Origin of the sequence: Chryseobacterium sp. Bi04, assembly GCF_918698085.1 — a bacterium.
Lineage (GTDB): Bacteria > Bacteroidota > Bacteroidia > Flavobacteriales > Weeksellaceae > Chryseobacterium.
The window spans coordinates 1-14,635 of the sequence record NZ_CAKKLP010000019.1 but is presented as its reverse complement, the minus strand read 5'-3'; the positions used below and the strand labels follow the sequence as shown (position 1 = coordinate 14,635).

9 protein-coding genes are annotated in these 14,635 nt (G+C 36.9%); 7 read left to right on the top strand and 2 right to left on the bottom strand.

Features of this window, described 5'->3' with window-relative positions; genetic code table 11:
• Positions 1 to 32: 32 nt before the first annotated feature.
• Positions 33 to 761 carry a lysophospholipid acyltransferase family protein gene (locus LQV47_RS20875; RefSeq protein WP_230041058.1) on the bottom strand — a complete coding sequence of 243 codons (729 nt, stop codon included), beginning with the start codon at positions 759 to 761 and terminating at the stop codon, positions 33 to 35.
• Between the two features lie 3 nt (positions 762 to 764).
• On the bottom strand, positions 765 to 1,223 hold the full coding sequence (locus LQV47_RS20870; protein WP_230041057.1) for a GtrA family protein: 459 nt from the start codon (positions 1,221 to 1,223) through the stop codon (positions 765 to 767).
• A gap of 233 nt (positions 1,224 to 1,456) precedes the next feature.
• Here LQV47_RS20870 and LQV47_RS20865 point away from each other — a divergent pair, with 233 nt between their 5' ends.
• From LQV47_RS20865 to LQV47_RS20835, 7 genes are all read left to right on the top strand, one after another.
• A complete protein-coding gene (locus tag LQV47_RS20865) occupies positions 1,457 to 1,720 on the top strand; it encodes a hypothetical protein (RefSeq protein WP_047496631.1) in 264 nt (87 codons plus the stop codon).
• Between the two features lie 84 nt (positions 1,721 to 1,804).
• Entirely contained in the window at positions 1,805 to 2,656 is an 852-nt protein-coding gene (locus LQV47_RS20860) for an ATPase (RefSeq protein WP_230041056.1), read from the top strand.
• A gap of 15 nt (positions 2,657 to 2,671) precedes the next feature.
• Positions 2,672 to 4,957, top strand: a complete 2,286-nt coding sequence (locus LQV47_RS20855; protein WP_230041055.1) for an NADP-dependent malic enzyme — start codon at positions 2,672 to 2,674, stop codon at positions 4,955 to 4,957.
• A 210-nt stretch (positions 4,958 to 5,167) separates the two neighbouring features.
• Positions 5,168 to 5,752: a Holliday junction branch migration protein RuvA gene (gene ruvA / locus LQV47_RS20850; protein WP_230041054.1), complete on the top strand. Its 585-nt coding sequence runs from the start codon at positions 5,168 to 5,170 to the stop codon at positions 5,750 to 5,752.
• A gap of 57 nt (positions 5,753 to 5,809) precedes the next feature.
• Complete coding sequence (sprA, locus tag LQV47_RS20845; protein WP_230041111.1) at positions 5,810 to 12,835, top strand: cell surface protein SprA; 7,026 nt, start codon at positions 5,810 to 5,812, stop codon at positions 12,833 to 12,835.
• Positions 12,836 to 13,163: 328 nt separating this feature from the next.
• A complete protein-coding gene (gene gcvH / locus LQV47_RS20840; RefSeq protein WP_047496612.1) occupies positions 13,164 to 13,541 on the top strand; it encodes a glycine cleavage system protein GcvH in 378 nt (125 codons plus the stop codon).
• A 55-nt stretch (positions 13,542 to 13,596) separates the two neighbouring features.
• Positions 13,597 to 13,893 carry a VanZ family protein gene (locus tag LQV47_RS20835; protein ID WP_354961382.1) on the top strand — a complete coding sequence of 99 codons (297 nt, stop codon included), beginning with the start codon at positions 13,597 to 13,599 and terminating at the stop codon, positions 13,891 to 13,893.
• The last annotated feature ends 742 nt before the right edge of the window (positions 13,894 to 14,635 follow it).

The window sequence follows — 14,635 nt, the reverse complement described above, 5'->3', positions numbered from 1 at the left end:
GAAAATTTCGCAAACAAATATAACTATTTCTTTTAAATAGAGTGCTTCAATAAGGTTTTTTTAATTTCGTGGTAAGCTTCTGATTTTGAGTCTTTTGGAGAATTTGTGGGTTCTATAATTCCATTGAAATAGACCTTCACTCTTCCAGGGTAGCCCTGAGAACTGTCAAAAGGAAACATTTCTTTAAGTCCTATAAAGGTGTATACAGCAATGGGAGAATGGTATTTTGAAGACAACATAAATGCCCCATCCTTAAATTCATCCAGGATAATACTGGTATCATCAGGCACTCCGCCTTCAGGAAAGATAGCAATGCTGTTTCCTTCTCCCATTTTCTCAGCACATCTCCTGTATACATCCGCCCTGCTTCTTGCGCTGGTTCTATCTACCATGACGCATATTCTTTTATAGATGGTTCCAAAGATAGGGATCTTTACAAGCTCTTTTTTTCCTACAAAACAAACGGGATGATCCGGAAAAAGAATGCAGGTAAGCATAATATCCATAATAGAAGTGTGGTTGGAAATGAAAACATATTGTTTATTCTTATCTTTCTTCTGTTCAGAAAGTTTTATGAGGTCATACCTGAACCCCATTCCATAGAACATTCCGAAACACCAGATCCTTATAAATTTATAAGCGTATTTATAGTGCTTTTTATTAAAGGATAAAATATAAACAGGGATTCCCATCGTAACTGTTAGGATAAATGCAAGTAACAGCAACCAGAACCTCCAGAGATAATTTAAAATTTTTGTCACAGTTTAACCATTAAAAATTACTTTCTTTTTTACAGAATAATTGAGAATAGAAACCAGCAGAATGGCAGCAATCTTACTGATCATTTCAGGGCTTAAGGTATAAAAAATTAAATTGATATTATCCTTAAAGACAAAGCTGTAAAATACCTGGAAGAAACCTAAGCTAAATAAAGTGGAGATAAAGGAAACCACCATGAAATAGGCAAACTCTTTTTTCTTGGAATGTTTTCCTCTTTCAAAAACAAACCATATACTGAGAAAGTAATTGGTAATAATTCCACAGCTGGTAGAGAAAATATTACTTAAAGGATAATGAATGCCATGGAAATTGGTCTCTCTGGCAAGAAATTGAGGAAGATAGGTGCTGAATACCTTAAAGCTCCCAATTTCTACAATTGCACTGAGTCCTCCAGCTATGATAAAAAACAAAACCTGTTTCTGGCGTATGAGTATTTCTTTCATTCAATAGATATGAGCTGCAAATTTATAACTATATGTTAAACACTGAAAAAAGATGTTAAAATATTTTTTTTAATAAAATTTATTTCTAAATTTATTATTCAAAACAGTGTAAAAATAACCTGATAATAAATTCATTTTCAACTTCTTGTGTTGATGGTTTTTTCTATCTTGTAATGCGTGGTTGAAAGCATACTACCCCTATATTTAATGACCCAAATTTTAATAATATTTGTATGAAACGTCAAAACAAATACAGAAAATTCCAGCTTCAACAGAAAAATATTGAGGCTCTTGAGAGAGAAAATTCTCGCTTCAAAAGAGTATATTCTGAATATGAAAATATGTCTAATGAACTTTGGAATCTTGAAAATTCCAGTGGCGAACCTGTTCCCGATGATTTTATCAATGCAATGGTTTTACAGACGTCTTATCTGGAAGATGAGATCGAAGACTGGCTTTTGCAATTCAATGAAAAAAAAACTGATATAAAACATTAGTAATTTTAAATAGCTTCCAGTTTGTTTTAAACGCTAATTGAAGATAAATTCATAATTTAGCATCCTTAAATTAAAATCTAAAATATGGTTGCTATTGTAGATAGTGGTTCTACCAAATCGGATTGGGTAATACTTGATGACTTTAAGAAAGTCTTTCTGAAAACAGAAACCATTGGCTTTAATCCGAATTTTATCAGCAAAGAACTTATCACTCCTGAAATAGAGAAAAACAGCAATCTAATATCGGTAAGAAATTCAATTACCAAAATTTTTTTCTATGGTTCCGGATGCGGAGTACAAAAAAACTGTGAAACCATTGAAAACGAACTTAAGAAAGTATTTGGAAAAGCAGAAATTATTGTCAAGGAAGATCTGATGGCCGCAGCTTATGCTGCATATAGCGGAAAACCGGCAATTGTCTGTATTCTGGGAACTGGCTCAAATTCTTGTTTTTTTGATGGTGAAAATCTTAAAATTGAATTACCGTCTCTTGGTTTCCTTATAGGAGACGAGGGAAGTGGAAGTGCTATTGGAAAACAGCTGGTGCGCAGGTATTTTATGAAAAAGCTGCCTGCTGATCTTCACTGTGAATTTGAATCAGATTATCAACTGACCATAGAAGATGCATTGAGAAATATGTATCATGCTCCAAGGCCAAATGCTTATTTGGCTAACTTCAATAAATTTGTTGTGGATAGAAAAGATCATCCTTATCTAAGAGATATGGTTTTTGAAGAAATGAAAAATTTCTTTGAATACCAGGTTCTTCCTTATGATGAAGTGAAAGAGGCTGAGATTAATTTTATCGGCTCCATTGCTTATTATTACGAAAATATTCTACGTTCTGTTGCTACAGAACTTAATTTAAATGTGGGACATGTTGTTCAGAAACCAATTGAAAGCTTAGTAGATTACCACATTAAATATATACTCTAACAAAAAATAAAACCTATGTCAAGTAACAATAATCGCGACGAAAAGAACTTTAGTCAGGCCGCGTTAGACTATCATAAAGCAGAACCTAAAGGGAAAATAGAAGTGATCCCGTCAAAACCACACTCTTCTCAAAGAGATTTGTCATTGGCCTATTCTCCGGGAGTAGCAGTTCCTTGTATGGAGATCTTCGAAAAACCTGAAACGGTTTATGACTACACGGGAAAAGGAAACCTGGTAGCTGTAATTTCTAACGGTACTGCTGTACTTGGATTGGGAGATATTGGAGCTGAAGCTTCAAAACCGGTAATGGAAGGGAAAGGCCTTTTGTTTAAAATCTTTGCTGATATCAATGTTTTTGATATTGAGATCAATGAGAAAGATCCGGATAAATTTATTGAAATTGTAAAAGGTATTGCTCCCACTTTTGGAGGGATCAATCTTGAAGATATTAAAGCTCCGGAAGCATTTTATATAGAGCAAAAACTGAAAGAGGAATTGAATATTCCTTTGATGCATGATGACCAGCACGGAACAGCTATTATTTCTGCTGCGGCACTCATTAACTCATTGCAGATTGCCAATAAAAATATTGATGAAGTGAAAATGGTGGTGAATGGAGCCGGAGCAGCGGCCATTGCCTGTACCAAGCTTTATATTTCATTGGGGCTGAAAAAAGAAAATGTCCTGATGTGCGACAGTAAAGGGGTCATCAACCATGAAAGAGAAAATCTTACTCCTGAAAAATTAGACTTTATTGCTCAGACAGATATTGAAACATTGGAAGATGCAGTAAAAGGATCTGATGTTTTCGTTGGGTTGTCTAAAGGAAATGTAATGACACCCGGAATGTTGTCGAGCATGGGAGAAAATCCAATTGTATTCGCGTTGGCCAATCCGGATCCGGAGATTGCTTATGATCTTGCTATTGAAACCCGTAAAGATGTTATTCTTGCAACAGGAAGAAGTGATTATCCTAACCAGGTTAACAACGTGCTGGGATTCCCTTATATCTTCCGTGGAGCATTAGATGTTCAGGCTACAGGAATTAATGAAGAAATGAAGCTGGCAGCGGTACACGCTATTGCTGATTTGGCAAAAGAGCCGGTACCTGAGGCTGTTATTCTTGCATATAACGTTCAGAGTTTACAGTTTGGGAGAGATTATTTCATACCAAAACCTTTTGATAACAGACTGATCACAAAAGTATCAAGCGCTGTTGCAAAAGCTGCTATTGAAAGTGGTGTTGCAAGAAAAACAATTACCGATTTTGAAGAATATGAGCACCAGCTTTTAGACAGAATGGGAAGAGATGAAAGATTGGTAAGAATGATGCAGAGCCGTGCAAAATCCAATCCGAAAAGAATTACCCTTGGAAATGCTGAAGAATATAACGTATTGAAAGCTGCCCAAATTCTTTATGAAGAAGGAATTGCTTACCCGAGTCTTTTGGGAGACAAAAAATACATCAAAGAGCAAATGGAGCGCTTTGGAATTACCCTAGATATTCCAATCATTGATCCTAGTGATGATGACCAAAAAGAAAACAGAAAAAAATACAGAGAAACACTTTGGAAACTTCGTCAGAGAAAAGGGATGAATGAGTACAAGGCGAAGAGATATGTTCGTCAGAGAGATTATTTTGGACCTCTAATGTTAAAGCATGGAGATACCGATGGTCTTATTGTAGGATTCTCTAAAAATTATACATCAGTACTACGCCCTATTTTGGAAGTTATTGAAAAAGATAAAGGAGTAGATAAAGTAGCTGCAATGATGATGATCCTTTCTGAAAAGAAGCCTATTTTCTTTGCAGATACTTCCATCAATCAGAATCCTACAGCAGAAGATCTTGTGAACATTGCTAAAATGGCAGAATTTACTGTGAAATCTTTTGCTATAGAACCTAGAATTGCCATGCTGGGATTCGAAAACTTTGCGGCAATTTCCGATACTTCCAAAAAAGTAGCGAAGGCTGTGAGTATCCTTCACGAGAAATATCCTAAAATGATTGTAGATGGTGAGATTCAGCCGGATTTTGCGATGAATGCAGATCATTTGAGTGATTATCCTTTCTCCAAATTAGGAACAACACCTGCCAATACATTTATCTTCCCGAATCTTGAAAGCGCCAATCTATCCTATAAAATAATCAGAGGAATGAAAGTAGCACAGGTAATAGGGCCTATCTTAATGGGGCTAAAACAACCGGTGCATGTACTTCAAATGCGTTCAAGTGTTGATGAGATTGTGAATCTTGCCACCATTGCTGTTCTTGATGCACAGAGAAGAGAGAAAAAATAATTAATATCTGCTAATCAGTAGATTTACGCAGTATTGAAATACACTTTTATTAGTGATTATCTGTTGAAAGACTCCATATTTTTGGAGTCTTTTGCTTTTATGTTAATTCCTTGAATTTTTATTTAAAAATTAAGTTAAAAATCATTCGCACGTGAAATGAAAATATTAATTAGTTTAAATTGCTATATTTGGGAGTTTTAAAAATTAATAATGATATTTTCTTTACAAGGCACCGTTCAGGAACTTACGCCTACCTACGCAGTAATTAATGTACAAGGAGTTGGTTACTATGTAGGTATCAGTTTAATGACCTCACAGACGCTGGTTTTGAATCAGCAGACCTTTCTATTTATTCAGCAGATCATTCGTGAAGATGCTCATCTCCTCTTTGGATTTAACACTCGTTCAGAAAAAGAGATGTTTAATCTGTTAATAAGCGTTAATGGAGTAGGAGCTGTTTCAGCCCTTATTCTGCTCTCAACATTGAGCCTTGATGAGATCGCTTCTGCAATACTTTCAAAGAACAGTGCTTTGATCCAAAAAGCAAAAGGAATCGGAGCAAAAACTGCTGAAAGAATTATTGTTGATCTTAAAGATAAAGTCCAGAAATTCAGTGATCCTGCAGAGAATATTTCTGCATGGGTAGATAATAAAATTAAGGAAGAATCGTTATCTGCATTAGAAGTTTTAGGGATTCCTAAGCGGATGAGCGAGAAGATTGCTGATAGAATATTAAAACAAGATCCAAGCATCTCGGTTGAAGAATTGGTAAAACAAATTTTAAAAAACATTTAACATTTGGTGACGAATAATAAGCATCTTAACATATTTTTGTTCCTGTCGTTTCTTTGTATGTCTGTCAGTGCTTTTGCACAGCAGCAGAAGAAAGATACAGCAATCATAAGAAAAGAATATGAAGTGGCTGACCCTACAAGGTATGAAGCCTATTACGACATAAAAACCGGGATGTACTATGTGTATCCTAAAGTTGGGAATACCATTACAGGACCTCCCACAGCCATGTCTCCTGAAGAATATAAAGACTATATGCTGGCCACGCAGACCCGGGCATATTATAAGGAGAAATCTGAAAAATACAATCTCCTTTTCAGAAAAGATAAAACAGATGCGCGTAAAAAAGGATTAATCCCGTCTGTGCAGATCAATAACAGGCTTTTTGAAACTATTTTCGGAGGAAATAAGATTGAAATCATTCCTACAGGATATGCTTCCCTTGATTTTGCAGGTCTTTACCAAAAAATAGATAACCCGATGATTCTGCCTCAGAACAGAACCAGCTTTACTTTTGATATTAATCAGAGAATTCAGCTGGGATTATTGGGTAAAGTTGGGGAAAACCTTCAGTTAAAAGCCAATTATGATACCCAAAGTGGTTTTGCTTTTGAAAACAGGATGAACCTTGTATGGCAGGCCAAAGGAAACTGGAAGGATCTTCAGAGCAAAGGGCTTGGAAATGTAGATAAACCTAATGCAGGTGGCGAGGATAAAATCATCAAAAGGGTTGAATTTGGTAACGTAAATATGCCGCTTTCAACAAGTTTGATCCGTGGGTCACAATCTTTATTCGGGGTGAAGGCTGAATTTCAGCTGGGTAAAACCTTTGGAACAGTTGTCCTTTCCCAGCAACAAGGTGAGGCCAGGAATATCGTAGTACAGGGTGGTGGAGTAATGAATAATTTTAAAGTCAATGCTGTCGACTATGAAGATAACCAACACTACTTTTTAGGACATTACTTCCTGGGTAAATATGAGGCTGCTTTAGCTAATTACCCACAGATCAATTCTACTATTAATATTACCAGAGCGGAAGTTTGGGTATTGGATCAGGGAAATAGCAATCTGGCTTATCAAAAGAATATTATCGGGATCCGAGATCTTGGAGAAGGTGCTGGTGGAGCAATGCTGCCAGACAACTCTCTGAACGGATTATATACTGCTGTGAGCACTACAGCGGGTACCAGAGAACCAGGTAAAAATTATGTTGCTATTTTTCAGGGTCAGGTTTTTCCGGGAAGTGCAGTACCTTATGACAATAGTGAAGAATTTATCGTCAATACAAAAGCAAGAAGGCTTAATGCCAATGAGTATACATTACAGCCGCAGTTAGGATATATTTCATTAAACCAAAAACTAAATAATGACCAGATTTTAGCGGTATCTTACTCTTATACTGTTGGGGGAAGTAATAAAGTATATAAAGTCGGGGAATTTTCGGAAGAAAGTCCGGTTTTAATTACCAAGGTTTTAAAAGTAAACAATAGAGTAAATACAGAATCTCCAATGTGGAAGCTGATGATGAAGAATATTTATTCTTTGGATGCAGGGCAGGTTGCACAGGATGGTTTTATGCTGAATTTATATTATAGAGATCAGAAAACAGGAGGAAAAGTAAATTATCTTCCCGGTACTCCGGTACAGGATCAGAACTTACTGAAATTAATGAACTGGGACCGTTTGAATATGAATGGTGATATTCAGAATAATCAGGACGGCTCTAAAGGTGATGGTATTTTTGACTTTGTCAATGGGATTACAGTAAGACCTGAAAACGGGAAAATAATTTTTACTAAAGTACAACCTTTTGGAGATTATATGCAGAGCTTAGTAGGAAATGATCCAAAATATGTTCTTCATGATTTATATGACAAGCAAAAATTAGCTCTGGCACAATCTACTGTTCCTCAGTGGTATACGATAGAGGGGCGTTATAAAGGAACACAGGGTCAGGGTATCTCCTTAGGAGCTGTCAATGTTCCGCAAGGATCTGTAAAAGTTTCTGCCAATGGAGTACAGCTGAATGAAGGGGTAGACTATACCGTAGACTATATGCTGGGAACCGTGACGATCATTAATGAAAATGTGAAGCAGTCAGGTCAGGCAATTAATATTTCATTAGAAAACCAATTGACATTTAATACCCAGCGAAAAAGATTCTTAGGATTAAATTTAGAAAGAAGGTTTAGTGAAAACTTTATTTTAGGAGCCACAGTCGTCAATTATTCGGAATCCCCACTTACCCAGAAAGTAAATTACGGACAGGAAGCCGTAAATAATACAATGGCAGGGATCAATTTGATGTACAATAATCAGGTTCCGTTCCTGACAAGGCTTACCGATAAACTGCCATTGGTAAAAACGGAAGCTCCGTCCAACGTAAACTTTAAAATGGAAGGAGCCTACCTGCTTCCGGGACTGAATAAAGGAACCAACGATCAGTCCTATATTGATGACTTTGAACAAACGACTTCTAAAATATCCTTAAAAGAACCTGCCGCCTGGAGTTTAGCCTCAAAACCTGAGAAAAATACGGTTGCTCCGTTCAATAATCCTCCTCTTAACGATGATTTGACCAGCGGCTATGGAAGAGGTTTATTATCATGGTATAATATCGACCCAAGATTTTGGGGAGTAGGGGGAAGAACACCTGCGGGGATTACCCCACAGTCTGTATCCAATCACGCCTCAAGAAGAGTACAATTATCCGAGATCTATAATAACAGGGATTTTGTAGCAGGTGAACAAACCTTTACAAATACTTTTGATATTTCATATTACCCTCAGGAAAGAGGTCCATATAACGTTAATCAGGCCACTGAGCTGGCACAAAACAGATGGGCCGGAATCATGAGACCAATAGGTGTCTCCAACTTTGTAAACTCAAACATTGAGTATGTAGAGTTTTGGATGATGGATCCCTATGCGGATGGAAACCAATTGGGAGCTAATCCCAAACTTTTACTGCATTTAGGAAATGTTTCTGAAGATGTACTGAAAGATGGGAAAATGCAATATGAAAATGGACTCCCAACTCCGGCAACTCCTTCCACTACCACCAACTCAAATTGGGGAGTACAGCCAAAACAGCCACCTATTCTTTACGCATTCTCTACGGAAGGGGAAAATAGAAAAGCTCAGGATGTAGGATATGATGGATTAAGTTCTGATCAGGAGTCAATGAGATTTGGAAATACATTTGTGAACCCGATCACTAATACATCTGACCCTGCTTTAGATGACTTCGTATTCTTTATGTCTGACCGGTTTACAGGAAGCCAGGCTTCTTCACTGGTTCAGCGATATAAATATTTCAGAAACCCGGACGGAAACTCTGAAGCCAACTCTTTGAATGTAGCTTCACAAACGCCGGATGCTGAAGATATCAACAAAGATTATAACCTTGATCAAACTGAAAATTATAACCAATATGTGGTAAAACTGGATAAACCAAGTCTTACATTGGGAGATAACAATATTGTTGATGTAAAGACAGTAAAAGCCAATTTCCAGAACGGACAGTCTTCGGATGTAAAATGGTATCTTTTCAGAATTCCGGTTTCTAAATATGATCTGAATGAAGGAACACACGAACCTTCTGTTTTAAATAATGTAAGATTTGCCAGATTAATGTTAACAGGATTTGAGCAAACTTCTACATTAAGATTCGGAACAATGGATCTTGTAAGATCTGACTGGAGAAAATATCCATATAAAATTGCCAGCCCTCTTGTAGAGAATCCTGAAGAAGGAACGGCAGGAAGTACTACGTTAAATGATAATTTTGATGTAGGAAGTGTAAATATTGAAGAAAATGCATTTAACCAACCCCCTTATGTACTGCCTCCGGGTATTGACAGACAGGTATTGAGTGGAAATGCAGGAGCACAAAGACAGAATGAAGCTTCCCTTTATATGAAAGCAACTGATCTTCAGGCTGAAGCGAGAGGAGTGTTTAAAAATACAACATTGGATATGAGAAGATATAAGAAGCTTAAGCTTTTTGTTCATACTCATGTTCCTGGAGATAGAGATAATAACATTGGAAAGATTGACCCCAGAACTAAATTTTTCATCCGTTTTGGAAGTGATGCTACAGATAACTATTATGAGTATGAAGCATCTCTAAAAATTACTCCAACCTCTGCAACAGCTCCAATGGAGATATGGCCAATGGAAAACGAGGTAGATTTTGATATCCAGAATTTTGTGGACGCTAAGATCAGAAGAGATAAGAATTCAGCTATAAAATTAACAGATCGAACTTCAGATCCCGTGTTTCAACAGGCTAATGCAGGTGCTAATAAAGATATTTATATTAAAGGTCGGCCTAGTTTAGGAAACATTACAACAATAATGATTGGGGTAAGAAATGCTGATAGATCACAAGGAGCAATGACCAGAGTACTTTGGGTCAACGAAATCCGTCTCTCTGAGATTGAAAATGATGGGGGATACGCAGGAAATGCCAGCTTAAATTTCAATATGGGAGATTTTGCAACAGTTAACGCAAATGCTTCCTATACCTCAGTTGGTTTCGGAAATATAGATTCAAAACCCGCAGAAAGAAACCAGTCTACCCAATCAGCATTCAGTATTAATACAGCCGTTAACGTTGATAAACTATTACCGGAGAAAACAGGTATGAAAATACCTTTGAATTACTCTTATTCACAAACCATCGAGGATCCGAAATATAATCCTCTGGATACGGATGTTGAGTTTAGTAAGGCTGCCAATAAAGCCCAATTGAAAAAGGTGGCACGAACGTATACTCAGCAGAGAAGTATTGGAGTGGTGAATATGCGTAAAGAAAGAGTGAATCAAAATAAGAAACCTAAATTCTATGATATAGAAAACGTTTCTGTGACTGCTGTTTATAACGATGATTATTTCAGGGACATCTATACAAAGAAAAACTATAGACAATACCTGAGAGGATATATTGATTACAATTATACCTTTAAACCATGGGTGATTAAACCGTTCAATAAAATGATCAGTGATACGGCAAAATCTGCCAAATATCTGAGATGGGTGAAGGAATTCAACTTTAATCCGGTTCCTACAAGGTTATCATTCAGAACGGAAATCGACAGGAATTATAATGAGCTTGAATTCAGAAATGTAGAAGCTATTTTAGGAGGAGATACCAGTGGTGATCTTGGTGCATTAAGAAACAGAAACTTCTATTTTGGATGGCAGTACGGATTAGGATTCAACTTTACAAAATCATTAAAACTGGAAATCAATTCTGCAACCAGAACTTTAAATGATAATGTGGATGTTAACACCATGGATAATAAAGCTATTTTTGGAAATATATTCAGAGCAGGAAGGCCGGTATTGTATAACCACAGGGTTCAGCTGAACTATAAACTGCCATTCCAGTATCTTCCTTATTTAGATTTCATTAATGCTGAAGTAGGATATGGATTTACCTATAACTGGAATGCGAGATCTACGGCATTACTTGCAAGCCCGGAAGGCTCATTAGGATCTGTGGGACAGAATACCAATGTTATCCAGGCAACGGCCACAGCAGATATTCCGAAGTTCTTCGGACAGTTTAAATATTTTAAAAATATTTCTACCAAACTGCAAAAGCGTAAGCAGGAAATTGATTCTCTGAACAATGTGTATACACAGCAGTGGGCAAAGAACAGATACAGATATAAAGGCTATAAGTTTAAAAATAAACTTACCGTACTTCAAAGTGCAGCATTCTTCCTGACCTCTTTCAAGCAGTTGGATGTGAACTATAATGAAACGAATGGTACTGTACTTCCGGGATTATTGTCTGCCCCGAACTGGTATGGTTCCGGACAGACATTAGGAGGTCCTACATTAGGATTCCTGTTTGGATCACAGGCCGATATCAGAAGAACGGTGATGGAAAATGGCTGGGTAAGTGATTCCCCATACATGACAGATCCATATGTAAGAATGTCGACCAAAGAACTAAGAGCAAATCTCCAAATTGTTCCAATGAATGATTTTAGAATAGATCTTAATATATTGCATAATTATAACAGGAATTTTTCACATTCCGGATTTAACTATACAAACGGAGGTGTTGCAAACCCAGACTTTACGTTTGCTACTGATTTAATAACCTATTCCAACTCTACAGTACTTCTAAGTACTTCATTTAAGGATGGACAGGCTGTTTATCAGGCCATCAGAGAAAATGCACGCGTACTTTCAACCCGTTTAGGAGGTCCGAATGCAGTTATTGGCAATGATGGTTTTGCTGAACATTACAGCATATCCAATGCTTATGTATTAATTCCAGCGTTTAGAGCGGCTGTTGAAGGTAAAGCTGTGAAAACAATGGGAAATCCTAAAAAAGCAGGATTCCCGCTACCAAACTGGCGAATTACGTACTCTGGACTAAGAAATGTACCAATGATTAATGGGCAGTTTACCAAGTTTGATATTCTGCATGGATATACCGCAACCTATACCGCAACTGGAATTCAGTCTAGTATTGACTATTTCAATAGTTTAATTACTAAGGTTAGTGATCCAAATTCTGCGTTTGATGTGAATAAAGATTACATCAATCCATTTACTTTTGCTCAGGTTGGTTATGTAGAATCGTTTGCACCGCTTATCGGAGTAGATGTGACCATGAGAAACAATATGCAGTTCGGATTACAGTATAACAGAAATAGAATGATGGTACTGGGATTAGTGAATCATACCCTTACTGAAGATTCCAATTCAGAATATGTGGTAAGACTGGGATATATTGTCCGGAACTTCAGATTAGGAATGGCGAATGTAAGAGGATCAAAAGGAAAAGGAAGCGATCTTAATATCAGAGGAGATATCTCATTGAGAGACAGTAAAACCTCTATTATGAATATATTGTTAGATGATTCCCAAATCACAGGAGGACAGAGACTTTTAAATATCAAACTTTCGGCAGACTATAATGTTTCCGAGAATCTGAATTTAAGAGTGTTCTACGAGCAGATGACCTCTAAGTATAAGATATCAACCGCATTCCCATTGTCAACGGTTAGAGCAGGTATTTCTGCAACGTTTACATTTGGTGATGCTGGCGGTGGTTTCTAAGAAGAAAATTAACATATAATTGCTAAAACTAAAATCCCTTTCTGCTATAGAGAGGGATCTTTAGTTTAATTTTATAAGGACCATAGCCAATGTTGGTGTAGGCCACAATTCTCCTGAAGAAAAATTTACAGTTTTAGTATCTTTTTATGTTGGTTATTTGCTTGATGCAAAAACCTATCCTAATAAGGTGATCAAAAAATAATATTCAACCTGAATCGCTGCTCCGGCAGCGATTTTTTTATTTCCATTCAAAATTTCTGTAAGATGCTTATTAAAGCTTTGAACCTTTTAGAATTTTGAATACATTTGTAAAAATAAAAATTTAAAAATGAACACACCATCAGAATTAAAGTACACTAAAGATCACGAATGGATCAAGATTGAAGGTAATGTGGCTACAATTGGTATTACAGACTTTGCTCAGGGAGAACTTGGAGACATCGTATATGTAGATGTAGATACCGTAGATGATGACCTTAATGGAGGAGATGTTTTCGGAAGTGTAGAAGCGGTAAAAACTGTTTCAGATTTATTCTTACCTATTGCAGGAAAGGTTATTGAATTTAATTCAGAATTAGAAGACCAGCCTGAGCTGTTGAATACAGACCCTTATGGAAATGGATGGATTATCAAATTAGAACTTGCTGATGGAGCAGATCAGTCTGAATTACTTTCAGCTGAAGATTACCAGGCTATCATTGGATAAGATTTCAAAAATATTTAGTAAGATATTGCCCATTTATTGGGCATTTCTTACTTACATGCTTCTCAAGCCCGGAGAAGAAAACCATGAATATTGGTTCATGTTCAGTGGTATAGACAAAGTTTTGCACCTGAGTATATTTGCCGCATTGGGATTCGCTTTCATTGCCACATTTCCCAAAATAAAATTCTCTTACTTTTTTCAGATCATCCTTATATATGCTTTCCTCACTGAAATTCTGCAGGAGGAAATGGGATTGGGCAGATCTATGGAAACACTGGATATCGTAGCAGACACTGTTGGCTGTCTTATCGGGTACTACACCTATAGATTACTGGTCAAACGTTTTTTCTGATCATACTTATAATTTGAAACCGGAAAACTCCCATATTTCAAATTTTCCAAAAAATAGTAAGATACTTACATTCCCAACGATCTCCCTCTCGATCTCTAGGTCTCTACATCTCTCCAACCCTCCAACTCTCGAACTCTCGAACTCAAGAGGAGCTTTTTCCCGCTATCCACTCATACTCCTCGCGCCAAGGCTCCCTGCGCTGTATCCCTCTATTTTCCAAGCTATGCTGCGGGGTACCCGTTACTATCGGGGCTAGGGTAGGAGTGATACATTACAAAAGAAGCCTGATAAAAAAGTAGTAAGTGAACGGTCAATAGCCAATAGTGAATGATCAATGATCAATAGCCAGCCGCCAATAATAAACCCATTCTTTCCGGAACACCTGTTCAATAGGGATGGGCTAAAGCCCATCCGCATAAAACAAACCCCATCCATTGGCTTTAGCCAAAACCCAATCCGGGAACCTTCAGATAAGACAACCTGATCATATAAAAGTAATATATGGTAAAAGAACAATACCATATATATGGAATAACTTCCATCACCGTTCACCTATCACCTATCACTCACAACTCATAACTCCTCAAACATTTGTTTAAAACTTTTCACCTTACCTTCCAGCGTGTTAAGATAAAAAATGAACGTAATATGAATTTAGTGTTACATAAACTTGTTTGGTATAGGTAAGTTGGCTTACCTTTGCCGCACTGAAAAACGAAAGAAGATCAGTAAGCGCAGAAGA

What these genes read in the sequence shown, in the direction of transcription:
- LQV47_RS20870 (WP_230041057.1), bottom strand. Translation starts at nt 1,223, where the DNA reads ATGAAAGAAATACTCATACGCCAGAAACAGGTTTTGTTTTTTATCATA.
- LQV47_RS20865 (WP_047496631.1), top strand. Translation starts at nt 1,457, where the DNA reads ATGAAACGTCAAAACAAATACAGAAAATTCCAGCTTCAACAGAAAAAT.
- LQV47_RS20860 (WP_230041056.1), top strand. Translation starts at nt 1,805, where the DNA reads ATGGTTGCTATTGTAGATAGTGGTTCTACCAAATCGGATTGGGTAATA.
- LQV47_RS20855 (WP_230041055.1), top strand. Translation starts at nt 2,672, where the DNA reads ATGTCAAGTAACAATAATCGCGACGAAAAGAACTTTAGTCAGGCCGCG.
- ruvA (WP_230041054.1), top strand. Translation starts at nt 5,168, where the DNA reads ATGATATTTTCTTTACAAGGCACCGTTCAGGAACTTACGCCTACCTAC.
- sprA (WP_230041111.1), top strand. Translation starts at nt 5,810, where the DNA reads ATGTCTGTCAGTGCTTTTGCACAGCAGCAGAAGAAAGATACAGCAATC.
- gcvH (WP_047496612.1), top strand. Translation starts at nt 13,164, where the DNA reads ATGAACACACCATCAGAATTAAAGTACACTAAAGATCACGAATGGATC.
- LQV47_RS20835 (WP_354961382.1), top strand. Translation starts at nt 13,597, where the DNA reads ATGCTTCTCAAGCCCGGAGAAGAAAACCATGAATATTGGTTCATGTTC.